15 protein-coding genes are annotated in these 19,425 nt (G+C 60.5%); 7 read left to right on the forward strand and 8 right to left on the reverse strand.

Translation table 11 applies throughout. The annotated features are described in order from the left end of the window. Positions 1–69: 69 nt before the first annotated feature. Together yfbR and CK627_RS13910 are read right to left on the reverse strand one after the other, a co-directional pair. On the reverse strand, positions 70–660 hold the full coding sequence (gene yfbR / locus CK627_RS13905; RefSeq protein ID WP_010633794.1) for a 5'-deoxynucleotidase: 591 nt from the start codon (positions 658–660) through the stop codon (positions 70–72). Between the two features lie 73 nt (positions 661–733). After that, on the reverse strand, positions 734–1,168 hold the full coding sequence (locus CK627_RS13910) for a YccF domain-containing protein (RefSeq protein ID WP_017779658.1): 435 nt from the start codon (positions 1,166–1,168) through the stop codon (positions 734–736). Between the two features lie 428 nt (positions 1,169–1,596). On the opposite strand from CK627_RS13910, the gene tig reads away from it, so the two are divergent. The 6 genes from tig to ppiD all read left to right on the forward strand — a co-directional run bounded on the left by tig (position 1,597) and on the right by ppiD (position 10,112). Next, a complete protein-coding gene (gene tig / locus CK627_RS13920; protein ID WP_005301527.1) occupies positions 1,597–2,907 on the forward strand; it encodes a trigger factor in 1,311 nt (436 codons plus the stop codon). Positions 2,908–2,993: 86 nt separating this feature from the next. Then, the gene (clpP, locus tag CK627_RS13925; protein WP_005301526.1) at positions 2,994–3,617 is read left to right on the forward strand and encodes an ATP-dependent Clp endopeptidase proteolytic subunit ClpP; all 624 of its coding nucleotides are present in this window, start codon (positions 2,994–2,996) and stop codon (positions 3,615–3,617) included. A gap of 146 nt (positions 3,618–3,763) precedes the next feature. Beyond that, a complete protein-coding gene (clpX, locus tag CK627_RS13930; protein ID WP_005301524.1) occupies positions 3,764–5,038 on the forward strand; it encodes an ATP-dependent protease ATP-binding subunit ClpX in 1,275 nt (424 codons plus the stop codon). A 141-nt stretch (positions 5,039–5,179) separates the two neighbouring features. Beyond that, a complete protein-coding gene (gene lon, locus CK627_RS13935) occupies positions 5,180–7,534 on the forward strand; it encodes an endopeptidase La (protein WP_005301522.1) in 2,355 nt (784 codons plus the stop codon). Between the two features lie 240 nt (positions 7,535–7,774). Beyond that, the gene (gene hupB / locus CK627_RS13940; protein WP_005315375.1) at positions 7,775–8,047 is read left to right on the forward strand and encodes a nucleoid-associated protein HU-beta; all 273 of its coding nucleotides are present in this window, start codon (positions 7,775–7,777) and stop codon (positions 8,045–8,047) included. A gap of 151 nt (positions 8,048–8,198) precedes the next feature. Continuing rightward, positions 8,199–10,112, forward strand: coding sequence for a peptidylprolyl isomerase (ppiD, locus tag CK627_RS13945; protein ID WP_017779660.1), 1,914 nt, complete (start codon positions 8,199–8,201; stop codon positions 10,110–10,112). Between the two features lie 250 nt (positions 10,113–10,362). Here the strand turns inward: ppiD and CK627_RS13950 are convergent, their stop codons facing one another. From CK627_RS13950 to CK627_RS13970, 5 genes are all read right to left on the reverse strand, one after another. Next, positions 10,363–11,955, reverse strand: coding sequence for an ABC-F family ATPase (locus CK627_RS13950; RefSeq protein ID WP_011705884.1), 1,593 nt, complete (start codon positions 11,953–11,955; stop codon positions 10,363–10,365). 233 nt (positions 11,956–12,188) lie between these two features. Further along, positions 12,189–13,844 (reverse strand): cation acetate symporter, encoded by a 1,656-nt coding sequence (locus CK627_RS13955; protein ID WP_017408234.1) that lies wholly within the window; start codon positions 13,842–13,844, stop codon positions 12,189–12,191. Further along, positions 13,841–14,152: a DUF485 domain-containing protein gene (locus CK627_RS13960; protein WP_043123302.1), complete on the reverse strand. Its 312-nt coding sequence runs from the start codon at positions 14,150–14,152 to the stop codon at positions 13,841–13,843. The genes CK627_RS13955 and CK627_RS13960 overlap by 4 nt, the downstream gene beginning before the upstream one ends. A 109-nt stretch (positions 14,153–14,261) precedes the next feature. Further along, complete coding sequence (locus CK627_RS13965; protein WP_095592645.1) at positions 14,262–14,888, reverse strand: 3'-5' exonuclease; 627 nt, start codon at positions 14,886–14,888, stop codon at positions 14,262–14,264. 2 nt (positions 14,889–14,890) lie between these two features. Beyond that, positions 14,891–16,678: a putative nucleotidyltransferase substrate binding domain-containing protein gene (locus CK627_RS13970; protein ID WP_095592646.1), complete on the reverse strand. Its 1,788-nt coding sequence runs from the start codon at positions 16,676–16,678 to the stop codon at positions 14,891–14,893. Between the two features lie 176 nt (positions 16,679–16,854). Here CK627_RS13970 and CK627_RS13975 point away from each other — a divergent pair, with 176 nt between their 5' ends. Next, complete coding sequence (locus CK627_RS13975; RefSeq protein WP_095592647.1) at positions 16,855–17,661, forward strand: crotonase/enoyl-CoA hydratase family protein; 807 nt, start codon at positions 16,855–16,857, stop codon at positions 17,659–17,661. Between the two features lie 66 nt (positions 17,662–17,727). Here CK627_RS13975 and CK627_RS13980 read toward each other — a convergent pair whose 3' ends face one another. Beyond that, the gene (locus CK627_RS13980) at positions 17,728–19,227 is read right to left on the reverse strand and encodes an alanine/glycine:cation symporter family protein (protein ID WP_017764317.1); all 1,500 of its coding nucleotides are present in this window, start codon (positions 19,225–19,227) and stop codon (positions 17,728–17,730) included. Between the last annotated feature and the right edge of the window lie 198 nt (positions 19,228–19,425).

The following is a 19,425-nucleotide window of genomic DNA, read 5'->3' on the forward strand; positions in this document are numbered from 1 at the left end:
GCTGAGAAAAACGAAGGACCCGCCGGTGCAAACCGGCGGGTCCTTCTGTTTTGGGGGTATCTGGCTGGCTCAGTGGGCGTTGAGTTCATCCAGCGGCAGGGAGAAGCTCGCCACGAAGATGTCGATGAAGTAGCGCATCTCGTCGCTCATCCGGGCGGCCAGCATCTGCTCGAGGCGCTTGCGCGCAGGCTCGAACTCCCGGTTGCCGGCGTTGATCTCCTCCAGGCACTTGGTATAGGCGCAGAGGGTGTCGGCATCCTTCACCAACCTGGCCAGCTCGCCGTCCTGGGCACCCGAGTCCAGCAGCGGGCGAAAATCTTCGACCAGCTCCGGAGGCAACATGCCAAGCAGGCGCTGCTCGGCCGCCAGCTCAATCTTCTTGTATTCGCGGGCAATCTCGGGATTGAAGTACTTGACCGGGGTGGGCAGATCGCCGGTCAGCACCTCGCTGCTGTCGTGATAAAGGGCCATCACGGCGGCGCGATCGGCATCCACACTGCCGCCAAAGAGCCGGTTTTTGATGAGGCCGAGGGCGTGGGCCACCATGGCCACCTGCAGGCTGTGCTCGGCGATGTTCTCGGGTTGGATGTTGCGCATCAGCGGCCAGCGGTAGATGAGCTTCATACGGGCTAGATTGGCGAAGAAGTGGCTGGGCAGCATGGGGTACCTCAAAGATGGCAATGAAAAAAGGCAGACCCTAGTCTGCCCTTTTTTGCGGCTGTCGGCATCGCCCTTAACGAATATAGCGACCGGATTCGGCTTCCTGATTGGTGACGATCATCTGGCCGATGGGGGCCAGGCTGATGAGCGCCAGCTTGAGGTGCTGAATGCCGAACGGGATGCCGACGATGGTGACGAAGCAGGCCAGCGCCGAGGCGATGTGGCCGATGGCCAGCCAGATCCCGATCAGCACGAACCAGATGATGTTGCCAATCAGCCCCATGGTACCGGTGCCCATGTCGCTCATCCCCGTCATGGTCTTGCGGTTGACTGCCTGCTTGCCGAACGGGAAGAAGGTGAAGGTGCCGATGACGAAGCAGGCGCGTCCCCAGGGGATGCCGATGAGGGAGATGAAACAGAGCAGTCCGGCCAGCCACCAGGCCAGCCCCATGAAGACGCCTCCCAGTACGAACCAGAGCAGATTGAACAAGAAGCGGAAAAAGGCCATGTCGGTGACTCCAGACTTATCAAGATGGCTGCCACCATAACGAGCGATGGTCATGGACGCAATGGTTGAAGGGGCGGGGCGGACAATTTGGGTCGCAGCTTGCACGCCGCGGCCGGTCTGCCGGCTGATGAGATGAAAAAGTAGGCTCTTGCACGAAAAAAGGTGAGCAAGTGCAAATTCTTGCAGTCTGCATCCTTGAAGTCGGGCTCGGTTTTCCCCATATAAGGGGCAGTTTTGCGCGAATTGTGCCATTGCCAGCCCGGTTTGGGGACGTGTGGCTCGACTCGATCAAAGTGCGCCGCTATAATGTCGCGTCATATTTTCTCATCACAAAGACAGTCGTTGTCTTTATAAACAGGAAGACTCCGGGCTTTGCCCAGGGGCAATAAAGGGTCAGCACGCAGTGCTGAGTTGAACGAGGTAGAAGAATGCAAGTTTCTGTAGAGACAACCCAGGGTCTGGAACGCCGTCTTACCATCACCGTACCGGCCGCTACCGTTGACGCCGCCGTGCGCAAAGAATTGAACGGCCTGGCCAAAACCCGTCGCATCGACGGTTTCCGTCCTGGCAAGGCTCCGGTTGCCATCATCAAGAAAATGTTCGGCGCCATGGCTCATGCTCGCGTTGCTGACGAAATGATGCAGAGCAACTTCATCAAGGCCATCATCGACAACAAACTGAGCCCGGCCGGTGCCCCGACCATGGATCCGAAAGAGATCAAAGAAGGTCAGGATTTCGAATTCACCGCCACTTTCGAAGTGTATCCGGAGTTCGAAGTTGCTGGCCTCGAGACCATCAAGGTCGAGAAGCCGGTTGCTACCGTGAAGGATGAAGATCTGGCCAACATGATCGACACCCTGCGCAAGCAGCACGCTACCTGGAGTGAAGTGGACGCCGCCGCTGCCGATGGCATGCGTGTGACCATGGACTTCGTCGGTTCCATCGACGGTGAAGAGTTCGACGGCGGCAAGGCCGAAGGCTTCAACCTGGTACTGGGTGCCGGTCGCATGATCCCTGGCTTCGAAGACGCCATCATGGGCAAGAAAGCAGGCGACGAGTTCACCATCGACGTGACCTTCCCGGCTGACTACCACGCTGAAAACCTGAAAGGCAAAGCTGCCAAGTTCGCTTCCAAGCTGAACAAGGTGGAAGAGCAGATCCTGCCTGAGCTGACCGAAGAGTTCGTCAAGCGTTTCGGCATCGAGAGCGGCAGCGTTGAAGAGCTGAAAGCCGAAGTGCGCAAGAACATGGAGCGCGAACTGGCTCAAGCCCTGAAAAACAGTGTGAAAGAGCAGGTGCTGAACGGCCTGGTTGAAGCCAACCAGATCGATCTGCCGAAGGCTGCCGTTGCTCAGGAAATCGATGCCCTACGTCAGCAGGCGCTGCAGCGTTTCGGCGGCTTCCAGGGCGGCAACGCACCTGAACTGCCGGCCGAACTGTTCCAGGCCCAGGCCGAGCGTCGTGTACGCGTAGGTCTGCTGCTGGGCGACGTGATCCGTACCAACGAGATCAAGGCTGACGACGCCCGCGTCAACAGCATTATCGAATCCATGGCCACTGCCTACGAAGATCCGAAGGAAGTGATCGAGTACTACCAGAAGAACGAGCAGATGCTGAACGGCGTTCGCAACCTGGCGGTAGAAGATCAAGCCATCGACCTGATCCTCTCCAAGGCCCAGGTGACCGAGAAAGAAGTTGCATTTGACGAAGTGATCAACAAGTCCGGTGCCGCTGCCTAAGAACATTTGACTTAAGGTCAAGACTGTTAAGTATAATGGCTCGTGTGATCTCCACTCGGGCCATTTTATTTTAGGGACAATGCCTTATGTACAAGAACTATAACGATGTGACTGAATCCCCACGCAATGCGCTCATCCCGATGGTGGTAGAGCAAACCGCGAAAGGGGAGCGTTCCTACGACATCTATTCTCGTCTGCTGAAGGAGCGGGTGATCTTCCTGACCGGTCAGGTCGAAGATCACATGGCGAATCTGGTGGTGGCTCAGCTGTTGTTCCTGGAGTCCGAAAATCCGGATCAGGACATCAGCATCTACATCAACTCTCCGGGTGGGGCCGTCACGGCCGGTATGTCCATTTATGACACCATGCAGTTCATCAAGCCGGACGTCAGCACTGTGTGCATGGGGCAGGCCTGTTCCATGGGCGCCTTCCTGCTGGCCGGTGGTGCCAAGGGCAAGCGTTTCTGCCTGCCCAATGCCCGCGTGATGATCCACCAGCCGCTGGGCGGTTTCCAGGGCCAGGCATCTGATATCCAGATCCACGCCCAGGAGATCCTGAAGATCAAGAATACCCTGAACGAGCGTCTTGCCTTCCATACCGGACAGGACATGGCCACCATCGAGCGTGACACCGACCGTGACAACTTCATGTCCGCCGAGCAGGCCGTGGCCTATGGTCTGGTTGATGGTGTCCTGAGCCGCCGCGGCTGAGCCACGAGCTAGCCCGTACCATCATTGAGGACATCATCTGATTTGGTGATGCCCTCAATCGGCAGATCAGGCATGGGCAGGGTGTTCCGGACTGTTGTAAACTCAACAGGACAATCCATCCTCTATTGATAAAACGAGGTTGCTGAATGACAGAAAAACGCAAGGGTGAGGGTGATAAGCTGCTCTACTGCTCTTTTTGCGGCAAAAGCCAGCATGAAGTGCGCAAGCTGATCGCTGGCCCTTCCGTCTACATATGTGATGAGTGCGTCGAGTTGTGCAATGACATCATCCGCGAGGAGATCCGCGAGATCTCGCCCAAGCGCGATGGTAGCGAGCTGCCGACCCCTCATGAAATCCGCGCTCATCTGGATGACTATGTGATCGGGCAGGAGTACGCCAAGAAGGTGCTGGCGGTGGCCGTCTACAACCACTACAAGCGGCTGCGCAGCGGCAGTGAGTCCGGTGGTGTGGAGCTGGGCAAATCCAACATCCTGCTGATCGGTCCGACCGGCAGCGGCAAGACCCTGCTGGCCGAAACCCTGGCCCGTCTGCTGGACGTGCCGTTCACCATGGCCGACGCCACCACATTGACCGAAGCCGGTTACGTGGGTGAGGACGTGGAGAACATCATCCAGAAGCTGCTGCAAAAGTGCGACTACGACGTGGAGAAGGCCCAGCGCGGCATCGTCTACATCGACGAGATCGACAAGATCTCCCGCAAGTCGGACAACCCCTCTATCACCCGCGACGTGTCCGGGGAAGGGGTGCAGCAGGCCCTGCTCAAGCTGATCGAAGGGACCATCGCTTCCGTGCCGCCGCAAGGTGGTCGCAAGCACCCGCAGCAGGAGTTCTTGCAGGTCGATACCTCCAAGATCCTGTTCATCTGCGGTGGCGCCTTCGCCGGTCTGGACAAGGTGATCGAGCAGCGCTCCGTCAAGGGCACCGGCATCGGCTTTGGTGCCGAGGTCAAGTCCAAGAGCGCCAAGGCGACCCTGAGCGAGAGCTTTGCCAAGGTGGAGCCGGAAGATTTGATCAAATACGGTCTGATCCCCGAGTTCATCGGTCGTCTGCCGGTGGTCGCGACCCTGACCGAGCTGGACGAGGCTGCCCTCATTCAGATCCTGAAAGAGCCGAAGAACGCGCTGACCAAGCAGTATGCCGCGCTGTTCGATCTGGAAGGGGTGGAGCTGGAGTTCCGTGACGACGCCTTGAACGCCATCGCCCGCAAGGCGATGGAGCGCAAAACCGGCGCTCGCGGTCTACGTTCCATCGTGGAAGCCGTGCTGCTGGATACCATGTATGACCTGCCGTCGCTGGACGGTGTCAGCAAGGTGGTGATCGACGAGACCGTGATCAAGGGGGACTCCGCGCCCTTGATGATCTACGAAAATCCCGAGACCCAGGCCGCCGCATCAGAGTAAATGTCTGATTTTTAATCAAATGAAAGGGGCTTTTTGCCCCTTTCATGCTTTTTGCGGTTTCGGCGATTGAATCTCATCTAAGCGCCCCCATATACTCAGCCAAGCGCTTTGCCAACGGTATAACAAGCCGAGAGGACATATATGAACCTAGAGCGTTCAGAACGCATCGAGATTCCCGTCCTGCCTCTTCGTGACGTGGTGGTTTATCCCCACATGGTCATTCCACTCTTTGTGGGGCGGGAAAAATCCATTCGCTGTCTGGAAGCGGCCATGGAGCAGGACAAGAAAGTTCTGCTGGTGGCCCAGAAGGATGCGTCAACCGATGAGCCGACGGTGGAGGAGATCTTCTCCGTCGGGACAGTGGCCAATATTCTGCAGATGCTCAAGCTGCCCGACGGCACCGTCAAGGTGCTGGTGGAAGGGGGCCAGCGTGCCCGTCTTGAGCGGATGATCGACGACCGGGACTTCTTCGTTGGCGAGGCGCAGTACATCGCCTCCAAGGCGATCGACGAGAAGGACCAGGACGTGTTGGTACGTTCTGCCATCGGTCAGTTTGAAGGTTACATCAAGCTCAACAAGAAGATCCCGCCCGAGGTGCTCACCTCGATTTCGGCGATCGACGATGCGGCGCGCCTGGCCGACACCATGGCTGCCCACATGCCGCTCAAGCTCGAAGATAAGCAGAAGGTGCTGGAAATCGCCTCCGTGTCCGAGCGCATCGAGTTTCTGATGGCCATGATGGAGTCGGAGATCGACCTGCTGCAGGTCGAGAAGCGCATCCGCTCCCGGGTCAAGAAGCAGATGGAGAAGAGCCAGCGGGAGTACTACCTCAACGAGCAGATGAAGGCCATCCAGAAAGAGCTGGGTGAGCTGGAAGACAGTCCGGATGAGTTCGAGGCCCTCAATCGCAAGATTGAAGAGGCCGGCATGCCGGAAGATGCCCGTGAGAAGGCGCAGGCCGAGCTTGCCAAGCTGAAGATGATGTCCCCCATGTCGGCGGAAGCCACCGTGGTGCGCAGCTACGTCGACTGGATGGTGCAGGTGCCGTGGAAGGCGCGTTCCAAGGTCAAGAAAGACCTGGGTAAGGCGCAAGAGGTGCTGGATGCCGATCACTATGGCCTGGAGAAGGTCAAGGATCGCATCCTCGAGTATCTGGCGGTGCAGGCGCGGGTCAACAAGCTCAAGGGCCCCATCCTCTGTCTGGTTGGGCCTCCCGGTGTGGGCAAGACCTCGCTCGGTCAGTCCATCGCCAAGGCCACCGGTCGCAAATATGTGCGCATGGCGCTCGGCGGCGTGCGTGACGAGGCGGAGATCCGCGGTCATCGTCGTACCTACATCGGTTCCATGCCCGGCAAGCTCATCCAGAAGATGGCAAAAGTCGGCGTGAAGAACCCGCTGTTCCTGCTCGACGAGATCGACAAGATGAGTTCGGACATGCGCGGCGATCCCGCCTCCGCCCTGCTGGAAGTGCTGGATCCCGAGCAGAACAACAGCTTCAACGATCACTACCTGGAAGTAGATTATGACCTGTCGGACGTGATGTTCGTGGCCACCTCCAACTCCATGAACATCCCGGGTCCGCTGCTGGACCGGATGGAAGTGATACGTCTGTCCGGTTACACCGAAGACGAGAAGCTCAACATCGCCAAGCAGCACCTGGTCTCCAAGCAGATCCAGCGCAACGGCCTGAAAGAGTCCGAGATCACCATCGAGGATTCCGCCCTGGTCGGGGTGATCCGCTACTACACCCGCGAGGCGGGGGTGCGTAGCCTGGAGCGCGAGATCTCCAAGATTTGTCGCAAAGCGGTCAAGCGCATCCTGCTGGACAAGAGCATCAAGCATGTTCAGGTCAATCAGGCCAACCTCAAGGAGTTTCTCGGGGTACAGCGCTTTGACTACGGCAAGGCGACCGACCAGAACCAGGTGGGGCAGGTCTGTGGTCTGGCGTGGACCGAAGTGGGGGGCGATCTGCTCACCATCGAGACCACCAACATGCCGGGCAAGGGCAAGCTCACCTACACAGGTTCCCTCGGTGACGTGATGCAGGAGTCCATCCAGGCCGCCATGACGGTGGTGCGGGCCCGTGCCGAGAAGCTGCGCATCAATGCCGACTTCTACGAGAAGCGCGACATCCACGTGCACGTACCGGAAGGGGCCACCCCCAAAGACGGTCCTAGCGCCGGTATCGCCATGTGTACCGCCCTGGTCTCCAGCTTGACCGGTAATCCGGTTCGTGCTGATGTGGCCATGACGGGGGAAATCACCTTGCGCGGCGAAGTGCTGCCCATCGGCGGTCTCAAAGAGAAGCTGCTGGCGGCTCATCGTGGTGGCATCAAGCGTGTGCTGATCCCGAAAGAGAACGAGCGGGACCTCGAGGAGATCCCGGACAACGTCAAACAAGACCTTGAAATTCATCCGGTTCGCTGGATTGACGAGGTACTGGAACTGGCGTTGCAGGACAATCCACAAGGGTTTGAGCGCGTTTCTGTCGTATAAATGTTGATGCGCCGCAAATTTGGCGCATTCGGGCGGTGGTTAAGGCTTGCATGCTCCGGATAACGGAAGTAGCCTTGACCACCGATCGGGAACTCATGATGAGTCGCAAGGCGTGATGTGGCGCGGGTTTGCGCCAGATTGTCACTTGCAACTGATCAGGAGGCTTGCTATAAAACCTCCACTTGTTGTGGCCAGGGAAATCGGCGCCGCAGCGATGTTCGATAAAAGGGGAATATAAGAGTGAATAAATCTCAACTGATTGACAAGATTGCAGACGGTGCTGATATCTCCAAAGCCGCTGCTGGCCGTGCGCTGGATGCTTTCATTGACGCCGTCGGTGAAGCTCTGAAAGAGGGTGACCAGGTTGCTCTGGTTGGTTTCGGTACTTTCGCCGTGCGCGAACGTGCTGCCCGTTCTGGCCGTAACCCGCAAACTGGCGCGACCATCGAAATCGCCGCTGGTAAAGTTCCTGCCTTCAAAGCCGGTAAGGCCCTGAAAGACGCGGTCAACTAAGCCGGGCGCTGATTCTACATCGGCTACCGTCCTTGGTCACAGACCAGACAAGTGAGAGGGCTCTCCCTCATACTGATTGACCAAGGCGCATCGCAATCGGTGCGCCTTTTCATTATTTACGCCCATCGAGTTCGGGAGCATAAGTACAAACATGATGTTGGATAAACTACGCGAAGGGGCGCAGGGCAAGGTGGCCAAGGTTATCTTGGGCCTGATCATCCTCTCCTTTGCCTTGGCCGGTGTAGGTAGCTATCTGAACGGTCCGGCCCGTACCGCCCCCGCCACCGTCAACGGCACGGATATCACTGCCGCGGCACTGGAAAATGCCTACCGCAACGAGCGCGCCCGCATGGAGTCCCAAATGGGGGAGTCCTTCAATCAGCTGGCCGCCAATCCCGATTACATGAAACAGTTCCGTCGCGGCGTACTGGACCGTCTGATCGATCAGGCCCTGTTTGACAGCAAGGCCCGTGAACTGGGTCTGCGGGTCAGCGATGAGCAGATCAAGCAGGCCATCGTAGCCATGCCCGAGTTTGCCGAAGAGGGCAAGTTCAACAATGATCGCTACCTGCAGCTGATCCGCCGTGCCGGCATGACCCCCGAGATGTTCCGTGACTCCCTGCGCCAGGACATGGTGCGTCAGCAACTGATGGGCGCCCTGCTGGGCACCGAATTTGCGCTCAAGGGTGAAGCCGAGCAACTGGACAAGCTCTACAACCAGACTCGCGATCTGCGTCTGGTGCGTCTGGCCGCTTCCGCCTATCTGGGGGACGTGAAAGTCTCCGATGAAGAGGTAGAGCAGTACTACAAGGCCAACAGCAACCGCTTCATGAACGACGAGCAGGTCAAGGTCGACTATCTGCTGCTGGACGCCGCCACCCTTGGCAAAGACGTCAAGGTGAGCGAGCAGGATGCCCAGGACTACTACGATCAGCACCAGGATCTGTTCCAGCGTGCCGAGCGTCGCCACGTGGCTCACATCCTGATCCCGTTTGGCAAGGACGAGAAAGCCGCCGAGCAGAAGGCAGAAGCCGTACTGGCGAAAGCCAAGGCGGGTGACGACTTCGCCGCCCTGGCCAAGGCTGACTCTTCCGATACCTTCTCCGCCAAAAAAGGCGGCGAGCTGGATTGGTTCGAGAAAGGGGTGATGGATCCGGCCTTCGAGAAGGCGGCCTTTGCCCTGGCCAAGGCCGGCGATCTCTCCGCCGTCGTCAAGAGCCCGTTTGGCTTCCACGTCATCAAGCTGCTGGGGGTTGAACCGGCCCAGACCAAGCCGTTTGCCGATGTGAAGGCAGAGACCATCAGCCGTCTGCAGAGCGACAAGGCCAAGGAGCTGTTCTTTGCCGAGCAGCAGAAGATGGCCGACAGCAGCTTCGAGAACCCGGACTCGCTGGACTTGACCGCCGAGACCATGGGCCTCAAGGTGCAGTCCACCGGTTACTTCAGCCAGGCTGATGCACCGGCACCGCTCAACGATCCCAAGGCGCTCTCTGCGGCCTTCTCCGAGCAGCTGCGCGATGACAACACCAACTCCGACGTGATCGAGCTGGCTGACGGCAAGGCGCTGGTGATGCACATCACCGGTCACCAGCCGAAAGCGGCCAAGCCGCTGGCGGAGGTGAAAGAGCAGGTGATCGCCGCCATCAAGCACGACAAGGCCAGTGAAGTGGCCCGTGGCAAGGCGCAGGGTCTGCTGGACAAGCTCAAGGCCGGCGAGAACATCCAGCCCGAGTTGACGGCACTGGGTCTGAAGGTGGAGAGCCACGATGGCGTCGCCCGTTTCGCCCAGGATCTGGATCAGAACCTGGTGGCACAGGCCTTCCGCATGCCTCATCCGGTCGATGGCAAGCCGAGCGTCGAGCTGGTGACCGAAGCCAATGGCGACCGCGTGGTGGTGGCCCTGGACAAGGTGACCGTCGCCAAGGAGCCGTCCGGCATGGCCAAGCTGCTGCAAGGCCAGCTGGGTCAGGGCAAGGCTCAGGTGAGCTACAAGTCTCTCATCGACGAGCTGCGCAAGTCTGCCAAGATTGAGTACTTCACCGACGTGGAAGCCACGGTCGAATAAGTCGAGCCGATCCCAGTCGATATGAGAACGGCCCCTTGATGGGGCCGTTTTTTTATCTGCACGCGGCGGAAGGGGCGGGATGTGCTGATCCTTCTAGCCGAAGATAAGCTGCCTGGCGGAAGGTCAGTTGCGGGAGCCGAACCCTTGGCTCTTCTGGTCTGCATCCCAAGGGGGAGCCTTGCCAACAGGCATAAAAAAACCGGCACTCAGGTGCCGGTTTTCATTGACGGAATATGCGGGCAGGAGGCGGTTACACCACGCCTTGGGTGCGCAGGTAATCCTCGTAGGTGCCGCCGAAGTCGCGGATGCCATCTTCAGTCAGCTCCAGGATGCGGGTAGCCAGGGAGGAGACGAACTCACGGTCGTGGGAGACGAAGATCAGGGTGCCCTTGTACATCTCCAGCGCCAGGTTCAAGGATTCGATGGATTCCATGTCCAGGTGGTTGGTCGGCTCATCCATGATCAGGATGTTGGGGCGCTGCATCATCAGCTTGCCAAACAGCATGCGGCCCTGCTCACCACCTGACAGCACCTTGACCGGCTTCTTGATGTCGTCCTGGGAGAACAGCAGACGGCCCAGTACGGAGCGTACTGCCTGCTCGTCTTCGTTCTCCTGTTTCCACTGGGCCATCCAGTCGAACACGTTGAGATCGGTGTCGAAGTCCTCGGCGTGATCCTGGGCGTAGTAACCGATCTGGGCATTTTCGGACCACTTGATGGTGCCGGTATCCGGTGCCAGCGCGCCCACCAGGGTTTTGATCAGGGTGGATTTACCGATCCCGTTGGTACCCAGAATGGCGACCTTCTCGCCCACTTCCAGCATCATGTTGAGGCCCTTGAACAGCGGAGCCTCGCCATAGCCTTTGGATACGCCTTCGATCTCCAGGATGTTGCGGTAGAGCTTCTTCTCCTGCTCGAAGCGGATGAAGGGGTTCTGCCGGCTGGAGACCTTTACTTCCTCAATCTTGATCTTGTCGATCTGCTTGAGGCGGGAGGTGGCCTGGCTGGACTTGGAGGCGTTGGCGCTGAAACGCGACACGAAGGATTGCAGATCGGCGATCTGGGCCTTCTTCTTGGCGTTGTCGGCCAGCAGGCGCTCACGGGCCTGGGTGGCGGCCGTCATGTACTCGTCGTAGTTGCCCGGGTAGACGCGCAGCTCGCCGTAGTCCAGATCCGCCATGTGGGTGCAGACGGAGTTCAGGAAGTGACGGTCGTGAGAGATGATGATCATGGTGCTCTCGCGATCGTTGAGCACCTGCTCCAGCCAGCGAATGGTGTTGATGTCCAGGTTGTTGGTCGGTTCGTCCAAGAGCAGGATGTCGGGGTTGGAGAAGAGGGCCTGTGCCAGCAGCACCCGCAGTTTCCAGCCCGGTGCCACTTCGCTCATCGGGCCGTTGTGCTGTTCTATGGGGATGCCGGCACCCAGCAGCAGCTCGCCTGCGCGGGATTCGGCGGTATAGCCGTCATACTCGGCGACCAGGCCTTCCAGCTCGGCGGCCTTCATGTAGTCGTCGTCGGTCGCTTCCAGGTTGGCGTAGATGGCATCGCGCTCGGCGATGGCGGCCCACAGCTCGGTGTGCCCCATCATGACCACGTCCAGTACGCGCATCTCTTCGTAGGCGAACTGATCCTGACGCAGCTTACCGATGCGTTCGTTGACGTCCAGGCTCACATTACCGCCAGTGGGCTCCAGATCGCCGCCGAGGATCTTCATAAAGGTGGACTTGCCACAGCCGTTGGCACCGATAAGGCCGTAGCGGTTGCCGCCGCCAAACTTGACGCTGATGTTCTCAAACAGCGGCTTGGCGCCGAACTGCATGGTGATGTTGTTACTCGAAAGCACTGGAATGTCCCGGTTGGTCTGTCAAATGGCGCGCATTATGGCACAGATCCCCCGAAAGTTTTAGCAAGAACTGTGATCCGGGCCTATTGCAGAGGGGAGACAGAGGGGGGCTGTGCACTCGCGCACCCTGGCGGCGATGGCCGCGTCGTTCGGATTGCAACGGGCGCTAACTACTGCCTCTTTGCATGAAAAAAGCCGGCCCTGGGGCCGGCTTGCAACCGTCAATCGAAGGTTTAGTGGGAGCTGGCGCTGGCTGCCCCTAGTCCGGTCTGGGAGCGAACGAACTGCGGGAAGAACTTGGCGTGCTCGTCGAGCGCATTTTGCGACTTGTCGGTGACCGAGAACAGCCAGATCCCGACGAAGGCCACCGCCATGGAGAAGAGGGCGGGGTACTCGTAGGGGAAGATGGCCTGAGCATGGCCCAGCACCTTCACCCACACGGTCGGGCCCAGGATCATCAGGCTGACCGCGCTCACCAGCCCCAGCCAGCCGCCGTAGACGGCGCCACGAGTGGTCAGGCGAGACCAGAACATGGAGAGAAACAGCACCGGGAAGTTGCAGCTGGCGGCGATGGAGAAGGCGAGCCCCACCATGAAGGCGATGTTCTGCTTCTCGAACAGGATGCCGAGACCGATGGCGACCACTCCCAGCACCACAGTGGTGTACTTGGAGACGCGCAGCTCGTCGGCTTCGTTGGCCTTGCCCTTCTTGATGACGCTGGCATAGAGATCGTGGGAGACAGCAGAGGCACCGGCCAGGGTCAGCCCGGCCACCACCGCCAGGATGGTGGCAAACGCCACGGCGGAGATGAAGCCGAGGAACAGGCTGCCGCCTACCGCATCGGCCAGGTGGATGGCGGCCATGTTGGTGCCGCCCAGCAGGGCGCCGGTGGCGTCCTTGAAGTCCGGGTTGGTGCTGACCAACAGGATGGCGCCAAAGCCGATGATGAAGGTCAGGATGTAGAAGTAACCGATAAAGCCGGTGGCATAGAACACGCTCTTGCGCGCTTCCTTGGCGTCACTCACGGTGAAGAAACGCATCAGGATGTGGGGCAGGCCGGCGGTGCCGAACATCAGGGCCAGACCCAGCGAGATGGCGGAGATGGGATCGGCGACCAGGCCGCCCGGGCTCATGATGGCGATGCCCTTCTCGTGCACCTTGACCGCTTCACTGAACAGGGTGCCGATGTCGAAGTTGACCGACTTCATCACCATGATGGCCATGAAGCTGGCACCGGAGAGCAGCATCACCGCCTTGATGATCTGCACCCAGGTAGTGGCCAGCATGCCGCCGAACAGCACGTAGAGCACCATCAGAATGCCGACCAGCACCACGGCCACATGGTATTGCAGGCCGAACAGCAGCTCGATCAGCTTGCCTGCACCCACCATCTGGGCGATCAGGTAGAGGGCGACCACCACCAGCGAACCGCTGGCGGAGAGGGTGCGCACCTCGGTCTGCTTGAGACGGTAGGAGGCTACGTCGGCAAAGGTGTACTTGCCGAGGTTGCGCAGCCGCTCCGCGATCAGGAACAGGATGATGGGCCAGCCCACCAGAAAGCCGATGGAGTAAATCAGGCCATCGTAGCCGGAGGTGTAGACCAGCGCGGAGATGCCGAGGAAAGAGGCGGCGGACATGTAGTCACCGGCGATGGCCAGGCCATTCTGGAAGCCGGTGATGCGCCCGCCGGCGGCGTAGTAGTCGGAGGCCGAGCGGTTGCGCTTGGAGGCCCAGTAGGTGATGAACAGGGTGGCCGCCACGAAGATCACGAACATCACGATGGCCGAGATATTGAGCGGTTGGCGATGCACCTCGCCGGTCAGCGCATCGGCTGCCAGCAGGGGGGAGGAGGCCAGCGTGGCCAGCAACAGCAGAGACTTGCCTTTCATGATTTGGCTCCCTTGAGGATCTTCTGGTTCAGTTCGTCAAACTCGCCGTTGGCCCGAAACACATAGATGCCGGTCAACACGAAGGAGGAGAGGATGAGGCCGACGCCGACCGGGATACCGCGGGTAATGGTGGACCCTTCGCTCAAGGGGGTGCCCAGCCAGCCGGGGGCGAAGGCGATGAGCATGATGAAGGCCAGATAGAGCCCCAGCATCAGGATGGAGAGGGACCAGGCAAAGCGCTGGCGCTTGGCGACCAGCTCCTGGAAGTTGGGATCTTGCTGGATCCGAAGATACGGTTGCTGTTCCATTGCAGTGCTCCATGACATTGAGTGTCGACGGTGAATGAAGGGAGGTCCCTACCGAGCAGCAGGGCTGCTCATGTAAGCAAAATGTGAATCAAATGTTATTTGTAGACAATTAGACTTTGGGATAAGCCAGTGGCCCGCCCCGGGTGAGGCGCAAGAAGATGAGGGCGGCGGTGATGGCATCGCTCAGGGCGTCGTGGGCGGGCAGGGCCGGCAGGCCCAGGTGGCTGCTGATGGCGGCCAGATGCAGGTCGATGGCGGCATCGGGATAGCGGCGATAGAGGTGATCGTGGTAGAGCCGGCTCACCTCTATTCCCCGCTGCGCCAGGGTCAGTCCCCAGCATCGCTGGCAGGCGAGATTGAGGATCCGCAGGTCGTAGGCGATGTGATACCCCACCAGTTCGCGCGGGCCGATAAAGGCGAGCAGCAGGCGCAGCGCGGCCTCCAGCGTCATGCCCTGTTGCAGATCCTGATGGCGCAGACCGTGGATCACCACCGAATGTTCGCTCAGGCTGGCCGGCGCTTGCACCCGGATGGACAGCGCCTCGCCGGTCAGCACCCGGTTGCCCTGGATGCGCACCGCGCCGATGGCGACGATCTCGGCCTGGGCGGGATCCAGGCTGGTGGTCTCGAAGTCGAGGGCCACCCACTCGTCGGCGGGCGGGTCGGCATAGAGCGGGGCAAATGCCGGGTCTTTAACGCGGCGGCCATGCCAACGACGGCGCAGGCGGCTCAACATGGCTATTGCCTCAGACGAAAGTGCAAGGTGAGCCACTGCTGGAACTTCTTCACCTGATGCAGCGCCTGGCGCAGCAGATCCCGCTCGCCGTGGCTGAGATCATTGACCTGCACCCGGCTCTCCCCCTCCTTGAGCTGGCTGCGCAGCCGCAAGCGGACGAACAGCCTGAACGCCTCCGCCAGATTGTCGCCAAAGCCGGCGCTGAGCCGTCCGGCCGTCACCAGCGCTTCGATCCGTGCCAGGGTAGAGGTCTCCAGAATAGCGGCTTCCAGCGCCAGCATGCGAATGCCATGTACCAGCGGGAAGAGGCCGCCACGTTTCAGATCCAGCCCCTCCGGTGCCCGCTCCAGACGGCCAAACAGGGTGAGCGGTGCATGAAACGCCACCGCCGGTCGCACCATCTCCGCCAGCAGATCTCCCCGCTCGGCCAGCTGCTCGCGCAACTTGCGGGCGAGAGGAGGAAGCAGGGCGCGATCGCCGGCGATGGGGTGGGCATCGGCCAGGGTGGCGAGCCAGAGCAGGTCCGCTTCACTGGCCTCGACACAGGCCCGTTCGATCTCCTGCTGCCAGAGTGCGAGAGGCTTCACCCAGGCCGGATTGTTGACCATCACCCGGCCGGGGCAGGGCGGGTAGCCGAGCCGGGCCAGCAGATCGCTGAAGGCGACAAGGTCGGCCTGCTGGGTCGGCCAGTGCAGGTCGGCGGGCAGGATCAGTGCATTGTCCTGATCGGTTTTGAGGATCTGCTCGCCGCGCCCCTCCGAGCCCAGCATCAGCAGGCAGACCCGCTCCTGCACCGCGGGCGGGATCACCAGCGCAAAGGCCTTGGCGATCAGCTGCTCGTTGATGGTGGCGATGAGTTTCATCAAAAAGGCGGTGTGGATCCCCTGGCCGAACAGGGAGCGGGTCAGCTGTTGCTGCTCCCGGGCCACTGCCTCCAGCGCCGGCAGGGTGTCGGCGCGGGCGATGCGCAGGGTCAGCACATGGGAGTGGGTGGAGAAGAGACCTAGCACCTGGGTCAGGTGCAGGATCCCCGCTACCTCCTGCCCCTGCCAGACCACTAGCCGTTTGATGCGATGACGGGTCATCAGCAGCAGGGCGTCGAACAGATAGCTGTCCAGTGGCAGGCCGATGAGCGGGGTCGGATCCAGCACCGCCAGCGGCGTCGTCAGTGGCAGTCCCTTGAGGGTCAGGGCGTGCAGCAGGGTCTTGCGGGTCGCCAGACTCAGGCTGCCATCCGTGGCTGGATAGAGCAGGCAGTCGGTGCCCTTGGCCACCATGGCCTCGGTAGCGGCCAAGAGCGACAGGCGGCTGTCGACGATGAGTGCCGGCTGCAGATGGCCGGGCTCGATGCGGGTCAGGATGAACTCCGCCAGATTCTTCTGCCCCAGCTGGGCGCGCTGCTCCTGCTGTTGTTGCCGCTGTGCCAGGCTGGCGGTGAAGTAGCGGGCGAAGGCGGGGTTGCCCTCGCATAGCTCGATGAAGGTGGCTCTGGGGATCAGCTGGCAGAGCAGATCTTCCAGCGCACTGAACTGGTGGCGGCAGTGGCCGTCGAACTGGGCGCGCACGTCGAACAGGTCCCCCTCGCCATAGTCGCCAAACTGATGATGGGGGCTGGATTCTTCCACCGCCCCCTTGAGGACGAGATAGAGGCCGGGGGGCGCATCGCCCGCCTTGAGCACAGGCTGGCCGGCGCGAAAGTAGCAGATGGAGAGGTGCTGCTCGAGCCGTTGACGTTCCTCTTCGGTCAGGCAGTCAAACGGCGGGCGGGCAAAGTTGAACAGGCTGGTCATGGCAATCCTTGGCCGGTGGCGTCAAGCCAGTCTGACAAAGCGGCGCCTGACCAGCCAGCCGACTTTAGTCGCACGCGCCGTAGCTGAGGGAAACCGGGCTCCTCGCTGTACCTGGCGATAACACTCTGATAACGTGGTGGTATGACCAGTACGAACTCAGGAGAGGACAGGGGAAAATGGAAAAACCAAGGGTCAAATGCGAGGTCCGGGACGGCATCGCCGAGGTGATGCTGGCGCGGGGCGACAAGCTCAATGCGCTGGACAGAGCCATGTTCAGCGCCATCGACGGGGTACTCGAGCAGTTGCGCCAGCACAAGGGGTTGCGGGCGGTGATCCTGCACGGGGAGGGGCGGGCCTTTTGTGCCGGGCTGGATGTGAAATCCATGCTCAAGCAGCCGGTGGCGGCGCTCGAGATCTTAAAACGCGAGGCGGATGAAGCTACCAACCTGGCCCAGCGGGTAGCCTATGGCTGGCATCAGTTGCCGGTGCCGGTGATCGCCGTGACTCAGGGGGTCTGCTTTGGCGGCGGGTTGCAGATTGCGCTCGGCGCCGACTTTCGCTTCAGCACCCCCGATTGCCGTTTCTCGGTGATGGAGATCAAGTGGGGCATCATCCCCGACATGAGCGGTAGCGTCACCATGCGCAACCTGATGGGGGTGGACACCGCCATGGAGCTGGCCATGAGCGGGCGCGAGCTGCCAGCGCCGGAGGCCAAGTCTCTCGGGCTGGTGAGCCGGGTCTGCGACGATCCGCTGGCCCAGGCGCGGGAGTTCGCGATAACCCTCATCACCAAGTCGCCGGACGCGCTGGCGGGGATCAAGCAGCTCTACAACCAGGCCTGGGCCCGCAGCGATGAGGCAATGCTGAAAGAAGAGACCCGGTTGCAAAAGCAGATCCTGGGACGCCCCAACCAGTGGCGCGCCACCCTCAACAGCCTGTTTCGCTGGCGCCTGCCGTTCGGGCCGCGCCGCAACGCGCTCTGAGAGACAGGAATGAACAAAAGAAATGGCAGCCGAGGCTGCCATTTTTGTTGGGTGAGTCTTAAGCGATCAGGAGATCTTGCGATCCTGATCCGGCTCGAACGAGTGACCGGATTTCTCCTGTTCCAGGTTGTCTTCGGAGCGGTGACCAGACCAGTAGTCGGCGTTCTTGATGCCGAGCTTCTCCGGGTGGAACACCGGATCCAGCCCCTGGGCCTGCTGGGCCTCGTAGTCTTTCAGACAGGTGAAGGCGGTCTTTTGCAGCAGCAGGATGGCGATGATGTTGAGCCAGGCCATCAGGCCGACCCCGATGTCACCCATGCCCCAGGCCAGATCGGCCGTCTTGACGGTGCCGTAGACAGTGGCGGCCATCAGGGCAATCTTCAGCAGGAAGGTGAGCCAGGGGCGATTCATCTTGCGGTTGATGTAGGCGATGTTGGTCTCGGCGATGTAGTAGTAGGCAACGATGGTGGTGAACGCGAAGAAGAACAGCGCGATGGCCACGAACATGCTGCCAAAGCCAGGCATCATGCTCTCCATGGCGGTCTGCACATAGCCCGGGCCCGCAGCCACGCCGGCAATGCCGGTGTAGAGGGCCGCGCCATCCGGCCCCTGCACGTTGTAGAGGCCGGTGATGAGCAGCATGAAGCCGGTGGCGGAGCAGACGAACAGGGTGTCGATGTAGACGGAGAACGCCTGCACCAGGCCCTGCTTGGCCGGGTGGCTTACCGCGGCGGCGGAGGAGGCGTGCGGACCGGTACCCTGGCCTGCTTCGTTGGAGTAGACCCCGCGTTTGACCCCCCACATGATGGCCAGACCCAGAATGGCACCGAAGCCGGCATCCATCCCGAACGCGCTCTTCCAGATCAGCAGGATCACGCCCGGCAGCGCATGGATGTTGAGGGCGATGATGACGCAGGCGACGATGATGTAGCCCAGCGCCATGAAGGGCACCACGGTACTGGCGAAGCTGGCGATACGCTTGACGCCACCGAAGATGATGAAGCCGAGCAGCAGTGCCAGAGCGGCGGCGGTGACGTTCGGATCGATATCAAACGCGTTTTGCAGGCTGGCGCCGATGGAGTTGGCCTGCACCCCTGGCAGCAGCACGCCGCAGGCAAACACGGTGGCAATGGCGAAGGTCCAGGCGTACCACTTCATGCCGAGCCCTTTCTCGATGTAGAAGGCCGGGCCGCCGCGGTATTCGCCGTTGATCTTCTCCTTGTAGACCTGACCCAGGGTGGACTCCACGAAGGCGGAGCTGGCGCCGAGGAAGGCTACCATCCACATCCAGAACAGGGCGCCCGGGCCACCGAAGGTGATGGCGGTGGCGACCCCGGCGATGTTGCCGGTACCGACGCGACCGGCCAAGGTCATGGCCAGCGCCTGGAAGGAGGAGACCCCCGCATCCGTGCTCTTGCCATCAAACATCAAGCGGATCATCTCCTTGATGTGACGCAGTTGCAAAAAGCGGCTGCGCAGGGAGAAGTAGAGGCCTACCCCCAGACACAGGTAGATGAGCGCAGGGCTCCAAATCACACCATTGATGGCATTGACGATCTCATTCATGTACAACAACTCCTTTGTTGTGCTGTCTTGTTGGCGGGGTCTCTGCCCCGCTCCCTTAAATTTCAGGTGACCATGGGGTCACTCGTTATGATTGGGGGCCGGTTGGTGGCGGAAGTTTCCACTGGCCAGTCCGCGGGTTTTAACATATCGATTTGTGCAAGGGCTTCCTAGCGAAATATGTTGTCACCTTGTTAATTT

It is taken from the genome of Aeromonas dhakensis (assembly GCF_002285935.1).
In the GTDB taxonomy this organism is placed as follows: domain Bacteria; phylum Pseudomonadota; class Gammaproteobacteria; order Enterobacterales; family Aeromonadaceae; genus Aeromonas; species Aeromonas dhakensis.

Coding starts and splice junctions, on each gene's coding strand:
- yfbR (WP_010633794.1), bottom strand. CDS start 660: ATGCTGCCCAGCCACTTCTTCGCCAATCTAGCCCGTATGAAGCTCATC.
- CK627_RS13910 (WP_017779658.1), bottom strand. CDS start 1,168: ATGGCCTTTTTCCGCTTCTTGTTCAATCTGCTCTGGTTCGTACTGGGA.
- tig (WP_005301527.1), top strand. CDS start 1,597: ATGCAAGTTTCTGTAGAGACAACCCAGGGTCTGGAACGCCGTCTTACC.
- clpP (WP_005301526.1), top strand. CDS start 2,994: ATGTACAAGAACTATAACGATGTGACTGAATCCCCACGCAATGCGCTC.
- clpX (WP_005301524.1), top strand. CDS start 3,764: ATGACAGAAAAACGCAAGGGTGAGGGTGATAAGCTGCTCTACTGCTCT.
- lon (WP_005301522.1), top strand. CDS start 5,180: ATGAACCTAGAGCGTTCAGAACGCATCGAGATTCCCGTCCTGCCTCTT.
- ppiD (WP_017779660.1), top strand. CDS start 8,199: ATGATGTTGGATAAACTACGCGAAGGGGCGCAGGGCAAGGTGGCCAAG.
- CK627_RS13955 (WP_017408234.1), bottom strand. CDS start 13,844: ATGAAAGGCAAGTCTCTGCTGTTGCTGGCCACGCTGGCCTCCTCCCCC.
- CK627_RS13960 (WP_043123302.1), bottom strand. CDS start 14,152: ATGGAACAGCAACCGTATCTTCGGATCCAGCAAGATCCCAACTTCCAG.
- CK627_RS13965 (WP_095592645.1), bottom strand. CDS start 14,888: ATGTTGAGCCGCCTGCGCCGTCGTTGGCATGGCCGCCGCGTTAAAGAC.
- CK627_RS13970 (WP_095592646.1), bottom strand. CDS start 16,678: ATGACCAGCCTGTTCAACTTTGCCCGCCCGCCGTTTGACTGCCTGACC.
- CK627_RS13975 (WP_095592647.1), top strand. CDS start 16,855: ATGGAAAAACCAAGGGTCAAATGCGAGGTCCGGGACGGCATCGCCGAG.
- CK627_RS13980 (WP_017764317.1), bottom strand. CDS start 19,227: ATGAATGAGATCGTCAATGCCATCAATGGTGTGATTTGGAGCCCTGCG.